A 23728-nucleotide genomic window follows, 5' to 3' on the forward strand; every position below is an offset into this window, starting at 1 on the left:
CGGCGCGTACTGACAGGAAGCCCGGGCAGGGCCACAATCCCGTAAGCAAAAGCGATGCGCTGTAGTGATCCCCCGGTCGCGCAGCGCGCTCCCTGACCCCAGACCACATCCAATCGTCCCGACATGGCTGCCGTTTCCGTCACCGAACAGGCCCGCGCGCTGTTGCACGATCAACGTCCCCTCGATGCCTATCGCGTGGTGCTGGCGGCGCTCGACGCCACCCCCGGCGATCCGGTGCTGGCCCGCCTGGCCGGCACCTGCATGCAGGCCGTGGGGGATGCGTCCCAGGCGGAGCGATGGTGGAGGCAGGCGCTGCAAGGGCTGCCCGACGATGCCGATCTGCATTTCAATCTGGCGTTGTTGCTGGCCTGCGGCGAACGCCGCTCCGAAGCGCTGGAGCACTTTGCCACCGCCGCCGATCTGGCGCCCGACGATCTGGAAATCCAGGCCAATCTGGGCCTGGCACTTGCCGCTGCGGGGCAGGACGAGGCCGCGCAGCCCGCGTTGCGCGCCGGCCTGCTGGCGCCCGATCCGGCCCCGGTGCACCTGGCCCTGGCCGATCTGCTGGCCCGACGCGGCCAGGTCGATGCGGCGGAGCAACACTATCGCAGCGCCGTCGCGCTGGCGCCGGACGATGCCACCGCGCCAGCCAATCTCGCGTTGCTGCTGGCGGGGCAACAACGGGATGAGGAGGCCGAAGACTGGTACCGGCTTGCGCTGTCGCTGGCGCCGGACGAGGCGCGCATCCACGCCAATCTGGCCGGGTTGCTGACGCAGCAGGGGCGGCTGGTCGAAGCGGAAGCCGCCTACCGCCGCGCACTGGCACTCGATCCGCGCGATCCGCTGACCCATTCCAACCTGGGCGTTCTGCTGGCCGGACAGGCTCGCGACGCGGAGGCGGAAAACGCCTTTATCACCGCCCTCGCCACCGTCCCCGGCCACCCGCGCGCGCGGCTCAATCGCGCCTTCCTGCTGCTGGCGAGAGGTCAGTGGCGGCCGGGCTGGGTCGAGCACGAAACCCGCTTCGACCCGCATCTGAAATACCCCACGCTACGTCCGGCCCATTTGCCGGGCCAACGCTGGCAAGGCCAATCGCTGGCCGGGCAGTCCATCCTGCTCTGGCTGGAACAGGGCTACGGTGATCAGATCCAGTTCTGCCGCTACGCCATGCGCCTGAAGCAAATGGGGGCCGCGCGCGTCGCCGTCGCCTGCCAGCCCGTGCTGGTGACACTGCTGCGCTCGCTGGGCGGTGTGGATCAGGTACTGGCACACACCGATACCCAGGCGGCCGGCCTGCGCTTCGATTACTGGGCGATGTCGATGGATGTGCCGCGCCATGGCGGTGGTACGCCGGAAACATGGCCCGCGTCGCTGCCTTATCTCGCGCCCGATCCAGCCCATCGCGCGCGTTGGCAGGCCCGGTTGCCGGATTCGGGCTTCAAGGTTGGCGTGTGCTGGCGCGGCAATCCGTTGCATCACAACGACCGCCAGCGCTCGCTGCCCGCAGTGGCGACCCTGGCGCCACTGGCACGCATCCCCGGCATCCACTGGATCAGCCTGCAACCGGGCACGCAGCCGTCCGCGCCCGAGGGCATGGCGCTACTACCGCTCGGCGCGGAGTTCGAGGATTTCGCCGATACCGCGGCGGTGATCGACCAGCTCGACCTGGTGATCAGCGTGGACAGTGCGGTGGCACATCTGGCGGGAGCGCTGGCGTGCCCCTGCTGGGTCCTGCTGCCGGCGATTGGCACCGATTGGCGCTGGCAGCGGGAACGCGGCGACAGCCCGTGGTATCCGGAAACGATGCGATTGTTCCGCCAGGACCAGCCAGGCGATTGGTCGGGGCCGCTGGCGGAGATGGCCGGGCAACTTGCCACCCTGGTTGCCGCTCCGCGCTAAGACGGGCCGGCTACGCTTCGCCGAACTCCACCACCAGATCGTCCGACAATGCTTCGAGGTCGCGTTGTAGCGCGGCTTCGTCGTAGCCGGCGGGCGCGCGCAGCACGGCATCGGCGTGGAACATCGACTCGCCCGACATCGCAGCCGGCACCACTTCGGTGGCCAGTTGATCGACATTGATGCGATGCCGCGCCAGCACCTGCGTCACTTCCTTGACGATGCCGATGCGGTCGTGCGCGACCACCGATAGCGTGAACTCGTGCGGATAATCCTCGCCGATGCCTCCTTCCACCACCGTGACCCGCAAGTCGGCCAAGCCGGCCAGCGCAGCTTCCAGCGCTGCGCGCCGATCCGCCGCCACTTCGATGCGCAGGATGCCGGCGAACTGCCCGGCCAGGCGGCTCATGGAGGATTCGAGCCAGTTGGCGCCATGGTCGGCCACGGCGTTGGCCAGTTGTTCCACCAGGCCGGGCTTGTCGGCGCCCAGCACGGTCAGGACGAGGATGGAATGCATAGCGGTTTCCCGGTTGGGTTAGTGGGCACTCAGTGCGTGTAATCGGCCATCGGCACGCAGGCGCAGAACAGGTTGCGGTCGCCGTAGACATCATCGATGCGGTTCACGCTGGGCCAGAACTTGTTGTCGCGCACCCACGGCAACGGGAACACGGCCTGCTCGCGGCTGTAGGGGCGATCCCAATCGCCGATCACGTCGGCCTGGGTATGCGGCGCATGCTTGAGCGGGTTGGTGTCGGCTGGCAGTACGCCACTTTCGACCTGGGCGATCTCGGCGCGGATGGCGATCATCGCCTCGACGAAGCGATCCAGCTCGGCTTTCGATTCCGACTCGGTCGGTTCGATCATGATGGTGCCCGGCACGGGGAAGCTCATGGTCGGGGCGTGGAAGCCGTAATCCATCAAGCGCTTGGCAATGTCCACCTCGCTGATGCCGGTGGCGGTCTTGATCGGACGGATATCGATGATGCACTCATGCGCCACGCGGCCACGGCGGCCGCTGTACAGCACCGGGTAGTGCGCGCCCAGCCTCGCCGCCACATAGTTGGCGTTGAGCAAGGCGGTTTGCGTGGCGCGCTTCAGGCCTTCGCCGCCCATCATCGCGATATACATCCACGAGATCGGCAGAATCGATGCGGAGCCGTAGGGCGCGGCGGAAACCGCGCTCTGGCCAACGCTGGCACCGGGCACCGCGCGTACCGCGTGGTTGGGCACGAACGGCGCCAGATGTGCCTTCAGGCCGATCGGGCCCATCCCGGGGCCGCCGCCACCGTGCGGAATGCAGAACGTCTTGTGCAGGTTCATGTGGCTGACATCGGCGCCGATGTGGCCGGGCGCGGTCAGGCCCACCTGGGCATTGAGGTTGGCGCCATCCATGTACACCTGGCCGCCGTGCGCATGCACGATCTCGCAGATGTCGCGTACCGCTTCTTCAAAGACGCCGTGGGTGGAGGGATAGGTGATCATCAGGCACGACAGCTCGGCCGCGTGCTTTTCCGCCTTGGCGCGCAGGTCGGCCACGTCCACGTTGCCAGCGTCGTCGCAATCGACCACCACCACGCTCAGGCCGATCATCTGTGCCGTGGCGGGGTTGGTGCCGTGCGCGGATTTGGGGATCAGGCAGATGCGGCGGTGTGCATCGCCACGCGCTTCGTGGTAGCGCTGGATCGCCACCAGCCCGGCGTATTCGCCCTGCGCGCCGGAATTCGGCTGCATGCACACGGCGTCGAAGCCGGTGACGATGCGCAGCCATTCGGACAACTCTTCGATCATCGCCACGTAGCCTTCGGTCTGCCCGGCCGGGGCGAACGGATGGACGCGGCCGAACTCGGGCCAGGTGACCGGGATCATTTCGCTGGTGGCATTCAGCTTCATGGTGCAACTGCCCAGCGAAATCATCGAGTGATTCAGCGCCAGATCCTTGTTTTCCAGGCGCTTCAGGTAGCGCAGCATCTCGTGTTCGGTGTAGTAACGGTTGAACACCGGGTGCGCCAGGATGGCATCGTCGCGCAGCAGCGCGGCGGGAATCGATGCCCCGGCGACAGCGTCGAGCGCACCCACGTCGGCGTCCACACCGAACAGTGGCCACAGCGCCGCCAGGTCGTGTCGGGTGGTGGTTTCATCGAACGACACGGCTACGGTGCCCGTATCCACTTGCCGCACGTTGTAGCCGGCGGCATCGGCCTTGGCGAGCAGCGCCGCTGCATCGGCCACGGCGATGCGCAAGGTGTCGAACGCGGTGGTGTTCAGTACGCGTACTCCACCCTGGCGCAAGCCAGCGGCGAAAATGGCGGTCAGCCGTGCGGTGCGCTCGGCGATGCGGCGCAGGCCAGTCGGGCCGTGATACACGGCATACATGCCGGCGATGTTGGCCAGCAGCACCTGCGAGGTGCAGATATTGGAGTTCGCCTTTTCGCGGCGAATATGTTGCTCACGTGTTTGTAGCGCCATGCGCAGCGCGGTTTTGCCGCGCGTATCGACCGAGACGCCGATGATGCGGCCAGGCACGGCACGCTTGTGCTCATCGCGGGTGGCAAAGAACGCGGCGTGCGGGCCGCCAAAGCCCATCGGTACGCCAAAGCGTTGCGCCGAACCCAGGGCGATGTCGGCGCCCAGCGCGCCCGGCGATTTGAGCAACACCAAGGCCAGCAGGTCGCTGGCAACCGCCACCACGGCATCGCGTGCCTTGAGCGCGGCGATGGCCGGTGCCAGATCACGCACTTCACCGTCGTCGCCCGGGTATTGCAGCAGCGCGCCGAACACGTCGGCATCCACCGCCTGCTCCAGCGTGCCGACCACCAGTTCGAAGCCAAAGCCGTGGGCACGCGTTTTCAGCACGTCCAGCGTTTGCGGAAACACGGCGGCTTCGACGAAGAAACGGTTCGACTTCGACCGGGACACGCGACGCGCCATCGCCATCGCTTCGGCGGCCGCCGTGGCTTCGTCCAGCAATGAGGCATTGGCCAACGCCAGCCCGGTCAGGTCGATCACCATCTGCTGGTAGTTGAGCAGCGCTTCCAGCCGGCCCTGAGCGATCTCGGCCTGGTACGGCGTGTAGGCGGTGTACCAGCCGGGGTTTTCCAGCACGTTGCGCAGGATGATCTTGGGCAGATGCGTGTCGTAGTAGCCCTGGCCCAGCAGCGAAGTGCGGATGACATTGCGGCGCGCATGCGCGGCCAGGTCGGCCAGCGCGTCCACTTCACACCGCGGCGTGGGCAACGGCAGGTCGGCCGGCAAGCGGATCGCGGCAGGGATGGTTTCATCCACCAGCGCTTCCAGCGAGGCCACGCCCAGCACTTGCAGCATGTCGCCGCGCTCGTCGGCATCCGGGCCGATATGGCGCTGGATGAATTCGTCGTGGGCTTCGAGTCGGGTCAGGGAGGTCATGGGCAATGTCTGGGAAAATGGCAACGGGCACGGACGGAACATCGGACAACCGGGCGGGAGGCAACGGACAAGTCAATCAAGACTCCCGCGTGGCCGGCAAAGCGGGCGAAGGCGGAGCAGGATGGGGCGCATGCTGTCGGCACGCCCAACCGGTGAAGCACCCGGCTTTATCCCGCTCCCGCCCCAGGGAGTGCGAATTCGACAGGCGTTAGGCGCCGATCAGCGCCTTGTAGGCATCTGCGGTCATCAGTCCGTCGTAGTCGGCGGCATCGGCCGGCTTGATGCGGAAGAACCATGCTTGCGCGTAGGGCGCGGTATTGGCGATCTCGGGCGCATCGACCAGATCCTGGTTGACGGCGACCACTTCGCCTTCGATCGGCACGTACACGTCGCTGGCCGCCTTGACCGACTCCACCACGCCGGCGGTATCGCCACGGTTGAAGCGCGAGCCGACGGCGGGCAGGTCGACGTAGACCACATCGCCCAGCAATTCCTGGGCATGGTCGGTAATGCCGATGGTGATGGTGCCGTCGTCTTCGCGACGCAGCCATTCGTGGGTATCGACGTACTTCAATTCGGCGGGGACTTGGCTCATGGGATTCCTCGATCGTGAAATGTGAAACATGAATGCAAAGCGTCGTTTGCCAGCCGGCCTCGTCATTCACCTTTCACAGCAATAACTGACCCTGCGGCAACAATGTGGCGCTGTCGGTCACTCAAAAACCTGCGCGCCATGGCGCACGAACGGCATCTTGATCACGCGGGCAGGCTCCAGCTTGCCGCGGATATCCACTTCCACTTGTTCGCCACAGCCGGCCGGCACGCGGGCCATGGCAATGGACAGCTTCAGGGTAGGCGAAAAGGTGCCGCTGGTAATGACACCCGCCCCGGCATCGGTCTGCACGGTCTGGCCGGCGCGCAGCACGCCCTTGCCTTGCAGCACCAGCCCCACTTGCCTGAATGCCGGGCCGGCGGCCCGTTCGGCCTCCAGCGCGGCACGGCCGATGAAATCACGCGCCTCGGGCTGCCAGGCAATGGTCCAGCCCATGCCGGCCGTCAGGGGCGAAATGGTCTCGTCCATTTCATGGCCGTAGAGGTTCATGCCGGCTTCGAGCCGCAGCGTATCGCGGGCGCCCAGGCCGGTAGGCGACACGCCGGCCACCAGTAGCGCATTCCAGAAGGCCGTTGCCTGATCGCCCGGCAACATGATTTCCAGCCCATCCTCACCGGTATAGCCGGTGCGGGCCACGAACCAGCCACCGTCGACCTCGCTCGCCGCAAGCCCCTGGAACACTTGCAGGCCATCGATCAGCGCGGACAGTTGCGGCGCGGCGGCGCTGGTCTTGGCCAGTGCGTTGGGGCCCTGAATGGCCAGCATCGCCAGTTCCGGACGTTCGGTGACGGTGACGTCGAACGCCTTGGCGTGCTGCGCTATCCACGCCAGGTCCTTGTCACGCGTGGCGGCATTGACCACGACACGGTAGTCCCACGCGGTCTTGTAGACGATCAGGTCATCGATCACACCGCCTTCGGCGGTGAGCATGCCGGAATACAGCGCCTTGCCTTCGAACCCCAGCCGCGCCACATCGTTGGCCAGCAGCTTTTGCAGAAAGGCGGTGGCTTGCGGCCCGGTCACGTCGATCACCGTCATGTGCGACACGTCGAACACCCCGGCGTCGGTGCGCACGATGTCATGTTCCTTGAGCTGGGAGCCGTAGTGGATCGGCAGTTCCCAACCGGCGAAATCGACCAGCTTGCCGCCAGCGGCGACATGCGCTTCGTACAGGGGAGTGCGTTGCAACATGGCGAGACCCGGACGTGAAAATTGCCGCGATTATAAGGGGCAAACCAGCGGTGTGCGCGGTGCTTCGTCCGGCCGAAGCGGATTTCCTTGGCGCCCATTCGCCAGACGGTTGGGGACGAGGCAAGCCGCCGGAAATGCCGACGCGGGCCAAAGCCCGCGCCGATTCATGCCCATCCGCCGCCACGCTGGCGGCCAGCGCCGCTTACTTCTGGATTTTCACCGGGCGCTGCCAGCCCTCGATGGTCACCTGTCTGGCCCGGGCGACGGTGAGCTTGCCGGCCGGGGCGTTCTTGCCGATCACCGAACCGGCACCCGTGGTGGCTTCAGTGCCGATGGTCACCGGTGCGACCAGCACGTTGTTGGAGCCGATGCGCACGCCATCTTCGATCACGGTGCGGAACTTGTTCACGCCATCGTAGTTGGCGGTGATGGTGCCCGCGCCGATATTGACGCCCGCCCCCATGGTGGTGTCACCGATGTAGCTGAGGTGGTTGACCTTGGAACCGCTGGCGATGGTCGATTGCTTCACTTCGACGAAGTTGCCGATATGGACATTTTCGGCAAGCTGGGCTCCCGGCCGCAGGCGGGCATAGGGGCCGATCAGGGCGCCAGAGCCGATTTCGGCACCCTCCAGATGGCTGAATGGATGGATGACGGCGCCATCGGCGATCCTGACGTCCTTCAGCACGCAGTTGGCACCGATCCGCACATCGTTACCCAGCGCGACGTGGCCTTCAAAAACGCAGTTCACGTCGATCAACACATCCTGTCCGTGGCTGAGCGTACCGCGCACATCGATGCGCGCGGGGTCGGCCAGGCCGACGCCGGCGGTGAGCAGCGCACGCGCGACCTCGCCTTGGTGGATCCGCTCCAGCGCGGCCAGTTGCAGCTTGTTGTTGATGCCTTCGGCTTCCCAATGGTTGGCCGGCTGCACCGTGGCGACCGCCACGCCATCGCGTACCGCAAGCGCGATCAGGTCGGTGGCGTAGTACTCGCCCTGGGCATTGTCGTTCTTCAGCTCGGCCAGCCAGCCGGCGAGGCGTTCAGTGGGCAATGCGAGGATGCCGGTATTCATTTCACGGATTGCGGCCTGCTCGGGCGTGCAATCCTTCTGTTCGACAATGGCCTGTACTGCGCCGGTGGCATCGCGCACGATGCGGCCATAGCCGGTGGCATCGTCCAGCAGATCGGTCAGGATGCCCAGCTTGCCGCCCTCGCTGGCTGCCAGCAGTTGGCGCAGGGTATCGAGCCGGGTCAGCGGAACGTCGCCGTACAGCATCAGCGTGGTACCGCTTTTCAACTGCGGGAGCGCCTGCGCCAATGCGTGGCCAGTGCCCAGTTGCTGGGCCTGGTGCGCCCAGGCCAGATCGGTGGCGTTCTGGAACCGGGCCTGCACCTGGTCGCCACCGTGGCCGTACACCACGACCAGTTGCTGCGGGTTGAGCTGGCGCGCGGTATCGAGCACGTGGCCGAGCAGCGGCTTGCCCGCCAGGCCGTGCAGCACTTTGGGCAGCTTGGAATACATTCGCTTGCCCTGGCCAGCGGCAAGTACGACGACGTTGATGGCGGATTGAGTCATGGACGGTCGAGGAGAGGAAGGTGGGATCGGGGGCGATTGTACCGGGCGCCTTTGACGGGACAAAGACGGGCAAGCCGGGAGGTTGACCCCGGTCCGCCAGTCGGCGCAAGCATTGGTAGATCGTATCCGGCAATTGCATGACGGCGAACGTCAAAAATTGCCTCAGGCATCCAGCAACGCCTGCCGGCCTGCCACCGAACGGCCTCGTGACATCCTTTGTAGGGGGCCATCCCCCCAAACAGCGTTCTCGCCCACGAATGATTCACGTGGAACATGCGCGGCCAAAGAAAAAAGGCAGCCTTGCGGCTGCCCTTTTCAACGTTCTTCGCAGGGAAGAATCAGTGACCACGCTTCTTCAGCTTATCCACCACGGCGAGCTTCGCCACGGCTTCGAGCAATTCGGCCTGCGCCATGGCGAAGTCCATTGAGCTGCTCTTGTTTTTCAGCGCTTCCTCGGCGCGAGCCTTGGCGTCACGCGCCTTGGCTTCGTCGATGTCGGCACCACGAATCGCGGTGTCGGCCAGTACGGTCACCACATGCGGTTGCACCTCGAGCAAACCACCCGAGACGTAGAGAACCACGTCCGGATCGTTGCTGTTGGCCGGCTTGATGCGCAGCGCGCCCGGACGAATCCGGGACAGCAGCGGCGCATGGCGCGGCAGGATACCGATCTCGCCCTTCTCGGCAGGGGCCGAGACGAACTCGGCCGTGCCGGAGTAGATCAGCTCCTCGGCGCTTACCACGTCCACGTGCATGGTCATGGCCATCGCCTATCCCCTTATTGCAAGGTCTTGGCTTTTTCGAGCGCTTCCTCGATGCTGCCGACCATGTAGAAGGCCTGCTCGGGGAGGTGATCGTAATCGCCGTTGAGAATGCCCTTGAAGCCCTTGAGGGTTTCCTTGAGCGGCACGTACTTGCCCGGCGAACCCGTGAACACTTCGGCCACGTGGAACGGCTGCGACAGGAAACGCTGGATCTTGCGCGCGCGGGACACGGTGAGCTTGTCCTCGGGGGACAGTTCATCCATACCCAGAATCGCGATGATGTCCTGCAATTCCTTGTACTTTTGCAGCGTCGACTGCACGCCGCGCGCCACCTGGTAATGCTCGTCGCCCACGACCTGCGGGTCGAGCTGGCGGCTGGTGGAGGACAGCGGATCGACGGCGGGGTAGATACCCAGCGCGGCGATGTCACGGCTCAACACCACGGTTGCATCCAAGTGGGCGAAGGTGGTGGCGGGCGACGGGTCGGTCAAGTCATCCGCAGGCACGTAGACGGCCTGGATCGAGGTGATCGAACCAGTCTTCGTCGAGGTGATGCGCTCTTGCAGCACGCCCATTTCCTCGGCCAGCGTCGGCTGGTAACCCACCGCGGACGGCATCCGGCCCAGCAGCGCGGACACTTCGGTACCGGCCAGCGTGTAGCGGTAGATGTTGTCCACGAAGAACAGGATGTCGCGGCCTTCGTCACGGAAGTGCTCGGCCATGGTCAGGCCGGTCAGTGCAACGCGCAGACGGTTGCCCGGCGGCTCGTTCATCTGGCCGTACACCATCGCCACCTTGTCGAGGACGTTGGAGTCCTTCATTTCGTGGTAGAAGTCGTTGCCCTCGCGGGTACGCTCGCCCACGCCGGCGAACACGGACAGACCGCTGTGCGCCTTGGCGATGTTGTTGATCAGTTCCATCATGTTGACGGTCTTGCCGACACCCGCGCCACCGAACAGACCGACCTTACCGCCCTTGGCGAACGGGCAGACCAGGTCGATCACCTTGATGCCGGTTTCCAGCAGGTCGATGGTCTGGTTCAGTTCGTCGAACTTCGGTGCAGACTGGTGGATGGCGCGCGTGGCTTCGGCTTCGACCGGGCCGGCTTCGTCCACCGGCTTGCCCAGCACGTCCATGATCCGGCCCAGCGTGGCCTTGCCGACCGGGACCGAGATCGGAGCGTGGGTGTTGCCCACGGTCAGACCGCGCTTCAAGCCGTCGGTGGAGCCCATGGCAATGGCACGCACCACACCGTCGCCAAGCTGTTGCTGGACTTCCAGCGTCAGGTCTTGGTCGACGAGCTGGAGCGCGTCATACACCTTGGGCAGGTTGTCGCGGGGGAATTCCACGTCGACCACCGGGCCAATGATTTGTACGATTTTCCCTTGGCTCATCTTAGGGTTCCTAATTCATTCAATTCGGGGAGCGACCTGCATCAAACCGCTGCGGCGCCGGCGACGATCTCGGAGAGTTCCTTGGTGATCGCGGCCTGACGCGTCTTGTTGTACAGCAGTTGCAGATTGCCGATCACCTTTTCGGCGTTGTCGGTTGCCGCTTTCATCGCCACCATGCGCGCCGCCTGCTCGCTCGCCATGTTTTCCGCCACCGCCTGGTATACCAGGGCTTCCAGGTAGCGACCCATCAGCTCGTCGATGACCGTCTTGGCGTCGGGCTCGTACAGGTATTCCCAGTTGTAACCGTGCTCGGGCTGGCCGAAGGCCTCGCCGGAGAGCGGCAGCAACTGTTCTGCCACGGGCTCTTGCTTCATGGTGTTGATGAACTTGGTGTACACGAGGTGCACTTCGTCCACTTCACCGGCGATGAATGCATCCACCATGACCTTCAGCGGCCCGACCAACTGGTCCAGGTGCGGGGTGTCGCCCAGGCCCACGGTCGAGGAAACGACCTTGGCGCCACTGCGGCTCATAAACCCCAGACCCTTGCTGCCGATAGCGGTCACAGCGACTTCGCGGCCGTTCTGGTGCCAGGCTTTCATCGTGTTGAGCGCCAGGCGCAGGGCGTTGGTGTTCAAGCCACCACACAGCCCCTTGTCCGACGTCACGACGATCAGGCCGACACGTTTCACCGTCTCGCGTTGTTGCAGGAAGGGGTGGGCGTAGTCCACGAAGGCCGCCGACAGGTGAGCCGCCACATTGCGGATCTTTTCACCGTACGGGCGAGCCGACCGCATGCGCTCCTGCGCCTTGCGCATCTTGGACGTTGCCACCATTTCCATGGCACTGGTGATCTTCTGCGTGTTTTTGACGCTCTTGATCTTGGTGCGAATTTCCTTGCCGCCAGCCATGATTCGATTCCTTCTCTAAACGGGTTCGAATCAGTAGGCGCTGGCAGACTTGAAGCTTTCCACCGCCTTGAGGATGGTTGCTTCGTCGTCGGCCGACAGGTCGCCCTTCTCCTCCACCCGCGCCAGCACATCGGCGTGGTTGGCCTTGAGGTCGGCGAGGAAGGCGGCTTCGAATGCCAGTGCCTTCTCGACCTTGACGTCGTCGTAGATGCCCTTGGCAATCAGCAACAGGGTCACGCCCAGTTCGGCAACCTTCAGCGGGCTGTATTGGGCCTGCTTCATCAGCTCGGTCACCATCTTGCCGCGCTCAAGCTGCTTGCGGGTGGCTTCGTCCAGGTCCGAGGCGAACTGCGCGAACGCAGCCAGTTCACGGTACTGGGCCAGCGCCAGACGCACACCGCCGCCGAGCTTTTTGATGACCTTGGTCTGTGCAGCGCCACCGACGCGCGACACCGAGATACCGGCGTTCATGGCGGGACGGACACCCGCGTTGAACAGGTCGGTTTCCAGGAAAATCTGGCCATCGGTAATCGAAATCACGTTGGTCGGCACGAATGCGGACACGTCGCCGGCTTGCGTTTCGATGATGGGCAATGCGGTCAGCGAACCGGTCTTGCCCTTCACTGCGCCACCGGTGAGCTTCTCGACTTCGTCGGCATTGATACGCGCAGCGCGTTCCAGCAGGCGGGAGTGGAGATAGAACACGTCGCCGGGGAACGCTTCGCGGCCCGGGGGACGACGCAGCAGCAGCGAAATCTGGCGATACGCCACGGCCTGCTTGGACAGATCGTCATAGACGATCAGAGCGTCCTCGCCGCGGTCGCGGAAGTATTCGCCCATCGTGCAGCCGGAGTAGGCGGCAATGTATTGCAGCGCGGCAGATTCGGAAGCGGCGGCGGCCACGACGATGGTGTGACCCATCGCGCCGTGCTCTTCCAGCTTGCGCACCACGTTGGCGATCGACGATGCCTTCTGGCCGATGGCGACATAGATACAAATGACGCCAGTGCCCTTCTGGTTGATGATCGTGTCGAGCGCGACAGCGGTCTTGCCGGTCTGACGGTCGCCAATGATCAGCTCACGCTGGCCCCGGCCGATCGGCACCATGGTGTCGATGGACTTCAGGCCGGTTTGCAGCGGCTGCGACACCGACTGACGTGCAATAACGCCCGGAGCGATCTTTTCGATCGGGCTGGTTTCGGTCGCACCCAGCGGGCCCTTGCCGTCGATGGGCTGACCCAGGGCATTGACCACGCGGCCGACCAGTTCACGGCCGACCGGCACTTCCAGAATGCGCCCGGTGCACTTCACTTCGTCGCCTTCGACGATGTGGGTGTATTCACCCATCACCACGGCGCCGACGGAGTCGCGCTCGAGGTTCAGGGCCAGGCCAAAGGTGTTGCCCGGGAATTCCAGCATTTCGCCCTGCATGACCTCGGACAAGCCGTGGATGCGGACAATACCGTCGGTGACCGAAACGACCGTACCAGTGGTACGGACTTCTGCGCCTTCCGACAGGTTCTGGATCCGAGCCTTAATCAGTTCACTGATTTCAGACGGATTGAGTTGCATACAAAAATCTCCTAGCTCTTCAGGCTTGTCGCCAGCGCTGTCAGCTTGCCGCGCACGGAAGCGTCGATCACCAGGTCACCGACTGTCACCGTCACGCCACCGATCAGATCGGAATCGACCTTCACCTCGGCTTCCACCTTGCGCTTGAGCTCTTTGGCCAACAGGGCCTCGAGCTGGGCGACTTGGGCGTCGTTGAGCGGGAACGCGGAGGCGATCTCGGCCTTCACTTCGCCTTCTTCGGCCACCTTGAGCGACTCGAACAACGCGGCGATATCCGGCAATGCGGCAAAACGGCGGTTTTCCAGCACCACGGCGATGAAATTCTCCACCTGGGCGCCGACGTTGCCGCCCAACAGGCCAACCAGCAGTTGCTGGAGCTGAATAGCGGAATACTTGGGATCGGCCACTACGGTCGACGCGGTTTCGTCCTGGGCAACGACAGCAAGATTGGCAAGGACTTCGGACCATTGCCCGAGCTTGCCTTCCTGCTTTGCCAGACGAAAAACAGCCTCGGCGTAGGGTCTTGCGACGGTGATGAGTTCTGCCATGACTGTCTTACAGTTCCGCTTGAATGGATGCCAACAAATCGGCGTGCTTGGCAGCGTCGATCTCTTGCTTCAGGATCTTTTCCGCACCGGCCAGGGCGAGAGTCGCCACTTGCTGACGCAGTGCTTCCTTGGCTTGCTGGACCTGTTGGCCCACCTCGGCTTGCGCACCCTTGATGAGGCGCTCGCCTTCCACCTTGGCTTGATCCTTGGCTTCGTCGACGATCTGGGCCGCACGCTTCTCGGCCTGGGCGATGAGTTCCGACGCTTGCTGCTTGGCTTCACGCAGGCGATCCGCCGATGCGCGTTCCGCATTGGCCAGATCCTGCTTGGCACGGTCGGCCGCAGCCAGACCATCAGCGATGCGCGCGGCGCGCTCATCCATCATCCGGGTCAGCGGAGGCCAGACGAATTTCATGGTGAACCACACCAGGAGGGCGAATGTGATCGCCTGCCCGATGAGGGATGCATTGAGTTCCACGAACTAGTCCTCCAGGTTTAAGGGTTTTCTCTTAAACCGACCGATTAACCGAGTGCGGCGAGGAACGGGTTGGCGAACGTGAACAGCAGTGCGACACCGACACCGATCATCGAGATGGCGTCGAGCAGACCGGCGATGATGAACAGCTTGGTTTGCAGAACCGGGATCATTTCCGGTTGGCGAGCCGACGATTCGAGGAACTTGCCGCCGAGAATGGCGAAGCCCAGCGCGGTACCGATGGCGGCAAGACCAATGATGATCGCAACCGCGATCACGGTCATGCTCTGGATGCCGGCGATGAGTTCAGGTGCAGCCATTTCTATATCTCCTAATAGGAAAGGTCGTTAGTACAAGGGTTGAAACACGAGCCGGTCCGGCAATGGCCGCCCGGCGCGATTCTTAGTGATCTTCCACCGCCAGCGACAGGTAGACGATCGTGAGCATCATGAAGACGAAGGCCTGGAGGGTGACGATCAGGATGTGGAAGATCGCCCAGGGCGCGCCCAGCACCCATTGCGCCCAGAACGGCAGCAATGCGATCAGGATGAAGATCAGCTCGCCGGCGTACATGTTGCCGAACAACCGCAGCGACAGCGAAATGGGCTTGGCCAGCAGTTCGATGGCCTGGAACACCAGGTTGACCGGCGCGAGGATGATGCTCATCACCAGCCCTTCCGCGTGGAACGGCTTGGTCAGCAGTTCCTTGATCCAGCCGACCACGCCCTTGGCCTTGATCGAGAAACCGATGATCACGAGCAGCACCGACAGCGACATGGCGAAGGTCAGGTTGACGTCGGCGGTGGGCACGACACGCAGGTAGACGTGGTGCGGATCCATGCCGAAGCCATAGTGGCCGATCAGTTGGGCGATGGTGGGCAGCAGGTCCACCGGCAGAAAGTCCATCGAGTTCATCAGGAACACCCAGACGAAGATGGTCAGGCTCAGCGGGCCGATCACCTTGCTCTTGCCGTGGAAGGCATCCTTGATCTGGCTGTCCACCATTTCGACGATCAACTCGACGAAATTCTGCAACCGCCCGGGCACACCGCTCGTGGCCTTGCGGGCCACATAGCCGAACAGGCCGACGAAAACGAAGCCGAGGATCAAAGAAAACCAGAAGGTATCGAGATGGAAACCGGACCAGAAGCCGTCGGTTTGCAGACGCCAGTGCGTCAAGTGGTGGACGATGTAATCCGTTGCGCTCAGTTGTTCGGCAGCCATATGCTCAGTTCTTTTCCAGTTTTACGAATAGGCCCAGCCAGTAGGCCGCCGTGGCGGCGATATAGCCCAACAGCAGCCCCAGGCCGTGCACCGGGATCAATACGATCACCAGCGCGAATCCGGTAATGGTCCAACCAAATTTCGCCATCTCGGCAGCGTAGTGCCGCGACAGCATCGTCTGCGGTGTTCCCCAGCCCCCCGGGTAGGCGATGCGTGCGTAGAGCAACGCGCCCACCAGCGAGATGCCTCCGCCAAGAGCACTTGAAATCCCGGCGTTCTCACCCCATAAAGCCCACGCAAGCACCGAAACGGCGATTGTCAGCACCAGCTTGAGGCGAATAACTCGGCGGATTTCCGGCCGCTTGACCATAGCTTCCTTGGGGAAAAACCCCGGGATTATACGGAGCGGCTTTGCGCCCCGTCAATTTTACCGATTGACGGAAACTATGCTTTTGTCGTCGGTCTATGAAGCCAATCTGGAAGTATGCTAGCCGCACCAATCTGGTGCTTGGTGCGGCCCATCGCATTCTGTCATTTCAGTCGGCCCAGCAGGCGATCCAGGTCATCCAGACTATCGTAATCGATGGTCACCCGGCCCCGCCCTTGCTTGCTCTGCTTGATCTGCACCCGCGCGCCCCAGCGCTCGGAGACTTCTTCTTCCAGCCGGCGGACATCCGGGTCGACCCGCTTTTGCTCCGCGGCAGCCTGTGTGTCCTGCAACAGGCGCTTGACCATGCTTTCGGTCTCGCGCACCGACAAGCCTTTTAGCGCTACCGTCTTGGCGGCATCGAGCTGCGGCAGGGTATCGAGTGCCAGCAAGGCGCGAGCGTGCCCCATGTCGAGCTGTCCTTCCAGCAACATTTCACGCACGGGCTCGGCCAGATTGAGCAGCCGCAGCAAATTGGTGACGGTGACGCGCGACTTGCCCACCGCGTGCGCCACCGCCTCGTGGGTCATGCCGAACTCGTCGATCAGACGCGCCAGCCCCTGCGCTTCTTCGAGCGGGTTGAGATCCTCGCGCTGGATGTTCTCGATCAGCGCCATCGCGGCGACGGCTTCGTCGGGCACCTCGCGCACCAGCGCGGGAATCTCGCTCAGCCCGGCCAGGCGGCTGGCCCGCCAGCGGCGCTCGCCAGCGATGATTTCGTAGCGCTGTTCCAGGCCGTCTTCGATGGCACGGACCAGCACCGGCTGCATCAACCCTTGCGCCTTGATCGACTCGGCCAGCTCGCGCAGCGCCTCGTCATCGATATGGATGCGTGGCTGGAAACGGCCCGGTTGCAGGCTGTCGAGCGGCAACTGCCGCAGGGTGTCGCCGGGCGCATCGTCGCCCATCAGGGCATCGAGGCCACGGCCGAGACCTTTGAATTTCTTGATCATTGATTAAACCGGGTGGGCTGCTTCGGCCGGATTATGCCGCGCCAGCAGTTCCTCGGCGAGTTGGAGGTAGGCCTGGGCCCCCTTGGAGGACTTGTCATACGAGAGGATGGGCCGCCCATAGGAAGGCGCCTCGGCCAGCCGCACATTGCGCGGTATGACGGTGTGGTACAGCTTGGAAGTGAAGTGCTTGACCAGTTGATCGCTGACTTGCTGCGCCAGCGTGCTGCGCGGATCGAACATGGTGCGCAACAGGCCTTCGATTTCGATCGTGCGGTTGAGGCCCTGCTTGACCCGGCGCAGCGTATTCACCAGATCCGACAACCCTTCCAGCGCGTAGTACTCGCATTGCATCGGGATCATCACGGAATCGGCGGCCACCAGGCCGTTCAGCGTCAACAGGTTCAAGGCAGGCGGGCAGTCGAGCACGATGAAGTCGTAGCTGTCCGCGACATCGGCCAGCGCCGCCTTCAGGCGCGACTCGCGGGCTTCTGCCTCGACCAGCTCCACTTCGGCTCCGGCCAGCTCGCGATTGGCCGGCAGGACGTCGAAGCCCCCCGATTCTGACACCTGCATCGTGTCCGACAACGACGACTCGCCGATCAGCATGGTGTAGACGGTGTGCTTGAGCTTGGCCTTGTCCAGGCCGGAGCCCATGGTGGCGTTCGCCTGGGGATCGAGATCGACCAGCAGCACGCGTCGCCCCAGGTGAGCCAGGCTCGCCGCAAGGTTCACCGCGGTGGTCGTCTTGCCCACCCCGCCTTTCTGGTTGGCGATCGCCAGGATTTTCATGCCGCCGCGTTCTCCGTCTTCAGGTGCACCAGGTGCCGTTCGGCTTCCAGGCCGGGCACCGCAAGATGATCGACGCTCGCCACGCGGATGTCTACCGTCAATTGCGCAATCTCTTCGTAGGGGTAGACACCCTTGAGCGCCGCCCACTCTCCACCGGGCGCCAGCAGATGGCGCGTAAGTTTCACGAATTCGCCCAGGTCGGCGAATGCGCGCGAGGTAATGATCTGGAATCCGGCCTCGGGCCGATAGCTTTCGACCCGTTCGGTCAGGACCGTAACGTTCGGCAGGCGCAGATCGACGATGGCCTGACGCAGGAACGTGGTTTTCTTGTGATTGGAATCGAGCAGGAACAATTGCCAGTCCGGCCGCGCGATGGCCAGCGGAATGCCGGGGGTGCCGAAACCCGAGCCGACATCGAGCACGCGGCAGCCAGGTTGGCCAGCCAGATGCGGCAGCGGGGCCAGCGAATCGAGCAGATGGTGCGGCACCATCCGTTCCGGCTCGCGGATCGCCGTCAGGCTGTAGGTCTTGTTCCACTTGGCCAGCAGATCGACATAGGCCAGGAGCGATCGTTGCTGCTCAGGGGTCAGGGCAATCGCCAACTCGGCGAGGCCCGCCGCCAGCGTATCGGCCAGCGGGTGTGCGGTAATCACGGTCATCATGCGGCCTTGTGGTCGATGAGTTGTCTTTTCTTGAGATGGACCAGCAGCAACGCCACGGCAGCGGGAGTGACGCCGGAAATGCGGCTGGCCAGCCCCAGCGTCTCGGGGCGATGGGTATTCAACTTCTGCTGCACTTCCTTCGACAGACCCACCACCTGGGTGTAATCCAGATCGAGCGGCAGCTTGAATTCTTCCAGGTTGTCGCGCTTGGCCACTTCGTGCTGCTGTCGCTCGATGTAGCCCTGGTACTTCACCTGGATTTCCACCTGTTCCGCGACCGCAGGGTCCTCGACCCGGGCCTCTCCCTCCCGGGGCTGCGCGCAGGTCAGCGTCAGCAGGCTGGCGTAGTCGACTTCCGGACGGCGCAGCAGCTCGGCCAGGTTGTACTCGCGCTCGATGGCGCGGCCCAGCACCCGCTCGGCTTCGGCAGCATCCAGCAAGCGTGGATTGATCCAGGTGGATTTCAGCCGTTGCAGTTCAGCTTCGACCGCATCGCGCTTTCTGCAGAACAACGCCCACTGCTCGTCGCCCACCACGCCCAGCGCGCGGCCGGCTTCGGTCAGCCGCAAGTCGGCGTTGTCCTCGCGCAGTTGCAGCCGGAACTCGGCACGGCTGGTAAACATGCGGTACGGCTCGGTGACGCCGCGCGTGATCAGGTCATCCACCAATACGCCCAGATAGGCTTCGTCGCGGCGCGGCGTCCAGGCATCCTGCCCGCTGGCCAACAATGCCGCGTTGATACCGGCGAACAGCCCCTGCGCGGCGGCTTCCTCGTAGCCGGTGGTGCCGTTGATCTGGCCGGCGAAGAACAAGCCGGCGATGGCCTTGCTCTCGAAACTGGCCTTCAGCGCGCGCGGGTCGAAGTAGTCGTATTCGATGGCGTAGCCGGGGCGCAGGATGCGTGCGTTTTCCAGGCCCTTGATCGATTGCACCGCAGCGATCTGGATATCGAACGGCAAGCTGGTGGAGATGCCGTTGGGGTAGAACTCGTGGGTATCCAGCCCTTCCGGCTCCAGGAAAATCTGGTGGCTGTCCTTATCGGCGAAGCGGTTCACCTTGTCTTCGATGCTGGGACAGTAGCGCGGTCCCACGCCTTCGATCTTGCCGGTGAACATGGGGCTGCGGTCGAACCCGGAGCGGATGATCTCGTGGGTTCGCAAATTGGTATGGGCGATCCAGCAGGGTAGTTGGCGCGGATGCATGGCGCGGGTGCCGCGTACCGAGAAAACCGGCTCCGGCACATCGCCGGGCTGAACCTCCAGCACCGAGAAATCGATGGTCCGCCCGTCGATGCGCGGCGGTGTACCGGTCTTCAGACGGCCAACCGGCAATTGCAGCTCCCGCAACCGCGCGGACAGCGACACCGATGCCGGGTCGCCCGCACGGCCGCCGACCTGGTTTTCCAGCCCGACATGAATCTTGCCGCCCAGAAAGGTGCCTGCGGTCAGCACCACCGCACTGGCCTCGAACCGGATGCCGATTGCCGTCAGCGCCCCGACGACGCGATCCCCCTCGACGATCAGATCCGCGACTTCCTGCTGGAACAGATCGAGGTTGGGCTGGTTTTCCAGCATGCCGCGAATGGCCGCCTTATAGCGGATGCGGTCGGCCTGGGCACGCGTGGCACGCACCGCCGGGCCTTTGCTGGAGTTGAGCGTCTTGAACTGGATGCCGCCAAGATCGGTTGCCAGGGCCATCGCACCGCCGAGTGCATCCACTTCCTTGACCAGATGGCCCTTGCCAATGCCGCCGATCGACGGATTGCAGCTCATCTGGCCCAGGGTTTCGATGTTATGGGTCAGCAACAGGGTGCGGCGGCCCATGCGGGCGCTGGCCAGCGCCGCCTCGGTGCCGGCATGGCCGCCGCCGACCACGATGACGTCGTAACGAGTGGGATAAAGCATGATGTGCCGCGCCGCGATGCAAAGGGCAAATATTCTACGGCAAAACAGGCACTTGCACTATGAAGCGCCTTCACGCCCGGATGAAGGCCGAAAAAGCCCGTGGAATCATCGCGCCCTGCCAGGCGCGACAGCCGCCACGCCTGGATCATCCCGACGACTTACAGCCCGAAGGCGTTGGCAGCCTCCAGCGCGGCGCCGACGATCCCGGCATCGTTCTTCAATGCGGCCGGCACCACCGGGAAGCGCAAGCCGGTCAGCTCCGGAATGAACTTGTCATGCTTCTTGGAAATACCGCCGCCAATGATCACCCGGTCGGGCGAGAGCAGCAGTTGCAGGTGCAGCAGGTATTCGTTCAGGCGCATGGCGTATTGCTTGTACTTCAGGTCCAGGTCTTCCTTCACCTTGGCGGAGCAGTACTTCTCGGCAATGTCGTCCTTGGGGAAGATCACGTGCCCGAATTCGGTGTTGGTGATCAGTTTGCCGTCGACGATCAAGGCACTGCCGATACCGGTACCCAGCGTCAGCACCAGGGTCTTGCCGGTCAGCCCTTTGGCCGCGCCGAACACCACTTCGGCCAGGCCCGCTGCGTCGGCATCATTGACCAGCTTGACCGGCAGCCCCACCGCATCGGCGAGAATCTGCTCGGCAGGTGCCTGGATCCAGCTCTTGTCCACGTTGGCCGCCGACATCGTCACGCCGTTATGGACGATGGCGGGGAAGGTACAGCCGAGCGGCCCCTTCCAGTCGAACTGCTCGACCAGCTGGCGCACCGTCGTGGCAACGGCCTGGGGGGTGGAGGGCTGCGGGGTATCGAGCCGGATACGCTCGCCGAGCAATTCGCCGGTCTGCACATCGACGGGCGCCCCCTTGATACCGCTACCGCCGATGTCGATGCCAAGTACGGCTTTGGTCGCCGCGTTCACGCTGGTCTGGGTCATGATGCCGAATCCTGTGTGCTATCTGCGCGCGCAGTTTGCCCGCACCGTTGCAAGGCTGAACTACGGAAATTTACCTAGCATCCGGGGGCATTGCCTCAGGCCGCCGGTGCGGCGGCCATTCTACGCATGATAGACAGCGGGTCGACGGCGAGGACGGATACATTTGCGACAACACAAGGGGCGGGATGTATCCCGCCCCGGCAGCGGACCAGTTCAGCGCTGGCCTGCCTGCAACTCCGTCAGCCGTTTTTTGTCTGCTTCGGCCCGCTTTTTCACCTCGATGATTTCGGTCTGACGCTTCTGGCTGTCGAGATCGATCTCGTCGATTTCCTTGCGCGTCAACGCGATATCGGTTTCCAGATCCGTCGGTATCGGCTTCTTCCGCTTGGCAAAGCGATCCGCCTGTTCGTTCAGCCGGGCCAGCTTGGCCGATGCGTTCTGGCGTTTGATCTTGTTGGTCTGGATGGTGGCCTGGATCGCTTCGACCTGCTGATCGCGCAGCAAATCCACCTCCTCGGGCCGGGAGAATGACAGCAGCAAGGCGCGATCGCGGCGACGCGCCTCATTGGCCTGACGTTCGGCTTCCTGCTTGCGCAGCCGCTCTTCCTCCGACATTTGCGGTTGCGGCGTCTTGCGCACGATGCCGCGCTTGTCCAGCTCCGTCACGCCACCCTTGGGCTGGGCGGCCGGCGGCTTGTCGCTGTATTGCGTATTGCCGTTTTCGTCCACCCACCGATACAGCGCCGCCTCGGCGGAGGCCGCCCAGATCAGCAGCAGCGCTCCGGTCAGCAAGGTCAGTCTCTTCATGCTTTTCCTCTCGATGCCTCAGCGCCGAGCGGGTTTCGCTTCAGCGGCTGTGGATGCCGTACTCGGCCCGGTAGGCCTCGGCTTTTTTCAAATTTCCAGCCATGTCGGGACGTGCGGCGAGGTAGCCGAGCAGGTCATCCAGCGTGGCGATGGGAATCACCGGGATACCAAACCGCTGCTCCACTTCCTGCACCGCGGACAATGCTCCTTGCCCACGTTCCATCCGGTCCAGCGCGATCAGCACGCCCGCCGGTTCGGCGCCATGTGCCCGGATCATCTCCACCGATTCGCGCACGCTGGTTCCCGCCGAAATCACATCGTCGATGATCAGTACCTTGCCCGTGAGCTTGGCGCCTACCAGCACGCCCCCTTCACCGTGATCCTTGGCTTCCTTGCGGTTGTAGGCGAACGGCACGTTGTGACCAGCCTCGGCCAGCTTCACCGCGGTTGCCGCCGCCAGGACAATTCCTTTGTAGGCCGGCCCGAACAACACGTCGAACCCGACCTTCGCGGCCAGTGCCGCCTGCGCGTAGAAACGGGCCAGTTCCGCCAGGGCGGCGCCGTTGCTGAACAAGCCGGCATTGAAGAAGTACGGCGAGTTGCGGCCGGCTTTGGTGATAAACTCGCCAAAGCTCAGCACATTCTGTGCCACGGCGAATTCAATGAATTCCTGGCGAAAGTCGGACATCGGTTCTGGCTCCTGCAAAGAATGGATTCATCACGGAATCCGGTCAGATTCGGCCTTACGTTTTGTTCAAGCCGAAGTGCCGCATTTCGGATCAATGTGACGAAAAACAGCATATCACGTGGCGCAAGCCCCTCCGGCGCCCGTTCAAGGAGCGACTGTGCGCATCGTTTCAGCCAATCTCAACGGAATCCGTTCGGCCACCAACAAGGGATTCCTCGACTGGGTCGCCCAATCGGGCGCCGACGTCATCGGCCTTCAGGAACTGAAAGCGCAGGATGGCGACCTGACGGAAGCGATGCGCGCCCCGGCGGGTTACCACGGCTATTTCCACTACGCGGAAAAAAAGGGCTACAGCGGGGTCGGGTTGTATTGTCGCCGCCAGCCCGACAAATTGATCGTCGGCCTCGGCCTGCCGGAATTCGATCGCGAAGGCCGTTATATCGAAGCGCAGTTCGGCAACCTGAGCGTGATCTCGCTTTATCTGCCGTCCGGTTCTTCGGGAGAGGAACGGCAGCAGGTGAAATTCGCCTTCATGGATGCGTTCTGGCCCCATCTCGCCGATCTGGCCGCGTGCGGTCGCGATGTATTGTTGCTGGGCGACTGGAACATCGCCCACAACGAAATCGACCTGAAGAACTGGAAAGGCAACCTGAAGAACTCCGGCTTTCTGCCGGAAGAGCGGGCCTGGATCGGCCGGGTATTCGCCGAGCTGAACCTGGTGGATGTGTGGCGCACACTGTACCCGGAGATGCCCGGATACACCTGGTGGAGCAACCGTGGCCAGGCATACGCCAAGGATGTGGGCTGGCGTATCGACTATCACATCGGTACCCGTGGGCTGGCGCAGACAGCGCACACCGGGTCGATCTACAAGGACGTGAAGTTCTCCGATCACGCGCCGCTGATCCTCGACTACGACTACCCGTTCTGATCATCCGCCCCCACCGTTCGCATCGTCCGCGATGCCGTGGCCGCCCGTGCGATACTGGCG

At 63.6% G+C, this 23728-nt stretch carries 23 protein-coding genes; 2 read left to right on the forward strand and 21 right to left on the reverse strand.

Translation table 11 applies throughout. The annotated features are described in order from the left end of the window. The first annotated feature begins 123 nt into the window (after positions 1-123). Positions 124-1899, forward strand: a complete 1776-nt coding sequence (locus FAZ21_RS03825) for a tetratricopeptide repeat-containing glycosyltransferase family protein (RefSeq protein WP_136771951.1) — start codon at positions 124-126, stop codon at positions 1897-1899. 10 nt (positions 1900-1909) lie between these two features. On the opposite strand, the gene FAZ21_RS03830 is transcribed toward FAZ21_RS03825, so the two are convergent. The 21 genes from FAZ21_RS03830 to pyrE form a co-directional block, all read right to left on the reverse strand. After that, a complete protein-coding gene (locus FAZ21_RS03830; protein ID WP_136771952.1) occupies positions 1910-2413 on the reverse strand; it encodes a glycine cleavage system transcriptional repressor in 504 nt (167 codons plus the stop codon). 29 nt (positions 2414-2442) lie between these two features. Beyond that, positions 2443-5298, reverse strand: coding sequence for an aminomethyl-transferring glycine dehydrogenase (gcvP, locus tag FAZ21_RS03835; RefSeq protein WP_136771953.1), 2856 nt, complete (start codon positions 5296-5298; stop codon positions 2443-2445). Positions 5299-5506: 208 nt separating this feature from the next. Beyond that, positions 5507-5893, reverse strand: a complete 387-nt coding sequence (gene gcvH / locus FAZ21_RS03840) for a glycine cleavage system protein GcvH (RefSeq protein ID WP_136771954.1) — start codon at positions 5891-5893, stop codon at positions 5507-5509. A 117-nt stretch (positions 5894-6010) separates the two neighbouring features. After that, a complete protein-coding gene (gcvT, locus tag FAZ21_RS03845; RefSeq protein WP_136771955.1) occupies positions 6011-7102 on the reverse strand; it encodes a glycine cleavage system aminomethyltransferase GcvT in 1092 nt (363 codons plus the stop codon). A gap of 202 nt (positions 7103-7304) precedes the next feature. Beyond that, the gene (glmU, locus tag FAZ21_RS03850) at positions 7305-8681 is read right to left on the reverse strand and encodes a bifunctional UDP-N-acetylglucosamine diphosphorylase/glucosamine-1-phosphate N-acetyltransferase GlmU (protein WP_211243354.1); all 1377 of its coding nucleotides are present in this window, start codon (positions 8679-8681) and stop codon (positions 7305-7307) included. A gap of 338 nt (positions 8682-9019) precedes the next feature. Continuing rightward, on the reverse strand, positions 9020-9442 hold the full coding sequence (locus tag FAZ21_RS03855; protein ID WP_245559198.1) for a F0F1 ATP synthase subunit epsilon: 423 nt from the start codon (positions 9440-9442) through the stop codon (positions 9020-9022). Between the two features lie 17 nt (positions 9443-9459). Then, positions 9460-10839 carry a F0F1 ATP synthase subunit beta gene (gene atpD, locus FAZ21_RS03860; RefSeq protein WP_136771956.1) on the reverse strand — a complete coding sequence of 460 codons (1380 nt, stop codon included), beginning with the start codon at positions 10837-10839 and terminating at the stop codon, positions 9460-9462. Between the two features lie 41 nt (positions 10840-10880). After that, complete coding sequence (gene atpG / locus FAZ21_RS03865; RefSeq protein ID WP_136771957.1) at positions 10881-11750, reverse strand: F0F1 ATP synthase subunit gamma; 870 nt, start codon at positions 11748-11750, stop codon at positions 10881-10883. Between the two features lie 30 nt (positions 11751-11780). After that, positions 11781-13322, reverse strand: coding sequence for a F0F1 ATP synthase subunit alpha (gene atpA / locus FAZ21_RS03870; RefSeq protein WP_136771958.1), 1542 nt, complete (start codon positions 13320-13322; stop codon positions 11781-11783). 11 nt (positions 13323-13333) lie between these two features. Then, positions 13334-13870 (reverse strand): F0F1 ATP synthase subunit delta, encoded by a 537-nt coding sequence (locus FAZ21_RS03875; protein WP_136771959.1) that lies wholly within the window; start codon positions 13868-13870, stop codon positions 13334-13336. Positions 13871-13877: 7 nt separating this feature from the next. Continuing rightward, on the reverse strand, positions 13878-14348 hold the full coding sequence (locus tag FAZ21_RS03880) for a F0F1 ATP synthase subunit B (protein ID WP_136771960.1): 471 nt from the start codon (positions 14346-14348) through the stop codon (positions 13878-13880). A 44-nt stretch (positions 14349-14392) separates the two neighbouring features. After that, positions 14393-14665, reverse strand: coding sequence for a F0F1 ATP synthase subunit C (gene atpE, locus FAZ21_RS03885; protein WP_136771961.1), 273 nt, complete (start codon positions 14663-14665; stop codon positions 14393-14395). Between the two features lie 82 nt (positions 14666-14747). Next, positions 14748-15569, reverse strand: coding sequence for a F0F1 ATP synthase subunit A (gene atpB, locus FAZ21_RS03890; RefSeq protein ID WP_136771962.1), 822 nt, complete (start codon positions 15567-15569; stop codon positions 14748-14750). A gap of 4 nt (positions 15570-15573) precedes the next feature. Beyond that, the gene (locus FAZ21_RS03895; RefSeq protein ID WP_136771963.1) at positions 15574-15939 is read right to left on the reverse strand and encodes an ATP synthase subunit I; all 366 of its coding nucleotides are present in this window, start codon (positions 15937-15939) and stop codon (positions 15574-15576) included. Between the two features lie 161 nt (positions 15940-16100). Next, a complete protein-coding gene (locus FAZ21_RS03900; RefSeq protein WP_211243355.1) occupies positions 16101-16949 on the reverse strand; it encodes a ParB/RepB/Spo0J family partition protein in 849 nt (282 codons plus the stop codon). Between the two features lie 3 nt (positions 16950-16952). Then, positions 16953-17738 carry a ParA family protein gene (locus FAZ21_RS03905; protein ID WP_136771964.1) on the reverse strand — a complete coding sequence of 262 codons (786 nt, stop codon included), beginning with the start codon at positions 17736-17738 and terminating at the stop codon, positions 16953-16955. Continuing rightward, the gene (rsmG, locus tag FAZ21_RS03910; protein WP_136772166.1) at positions 17735-18397 is read right to left on the reverse strand and encodes a 16S rRNA (guanine(527)-N(7))-methyltransferase RsmG; all 663 of its coding nucleotides are present in this window, start codon (positions 18395-18397) and stop codon (positions 17735-17737) included. Before rsmG ends, FAZ21_RS03905 begins: the two co-directional genes overlap by 4 nt. Next, positions 18397-20304: a tRNA uridine-5-carboxymethylaminomethyl(34) synthesis enzyme MnmG gene (gene mnmG / locus FAZ21_RS03915; RefSeq protein WP_136771965.1), complete on the reverse strand. Its 1908-nt coding sequence runs from the start codon at positions 20302-20304 to the stop codon at positions 18397-18399. The genes rsmG and mnmG overlap by 1 nt, the downstream gene beginning before the upstream one ends. Before the next feature lie 158 nt (positions 20305-20462). Continuing rightward, positions 20463-21242, reverse strand: a complete 780-nt coding sequence (gene ppgK, locus FAZ21_RS03920) for a polyphosphate--glucose phosphotransferase (RefSeq protein ID WP_136771966.1) — start codon at positions 21240-21242, stop codon at positions 20463-20465. Between the two features lie 213 nt (positions 21243-21455). After that, a complete protein-coding gene (locus FAZ21_RS03925) occupies positions 21456-22049 on the reverse strand; it encodes a DUF4124 domain-containing protein (protein WP_136771967.1) in 594 nt (197 codons plus the stop codon). 40 nt (positions 22050-22089) lie between these two features. Further along, entirely contained in the window at positions 22090-22737 is a 648-nt protein-coding gene (gene pyrE, locus FAZ21_RS03930) for an orotate phosphoribosyltransferase (protein WP_136771968.1), read from the reverse strand. Positions 22738-22894: 157 nt separating this feature from the next. Here pyrE and FAZ21_RS03935 point away from each other — a divergent pair, with 157 nt between their 5' ends. Beyond that, positions 22895-23668: an exodeoxyribonuclease III gene (locus FAZ21_RS03935; protein WP_136771969.1), complete on the forward strand. Its 774-nt coding sequence runs from the start codon at positions 22895-22897 to the stop codon at positions 23666-23668. The last annotated feature ends 60 nt before the right edge of the window (positions 23669-23728 follow it).

Origin of the sequence: Chitiniphilus eburneus (assembly GCF_005048205.1) — a bacterium.
Classification (GTDB): domain Bacteria; phylum Pseudomonadota; class Gammaproteobacteria; order Burkholderiales; family Chitinibacteraceae; genus Chitiniphilus; species Chitiniphilus eburneus.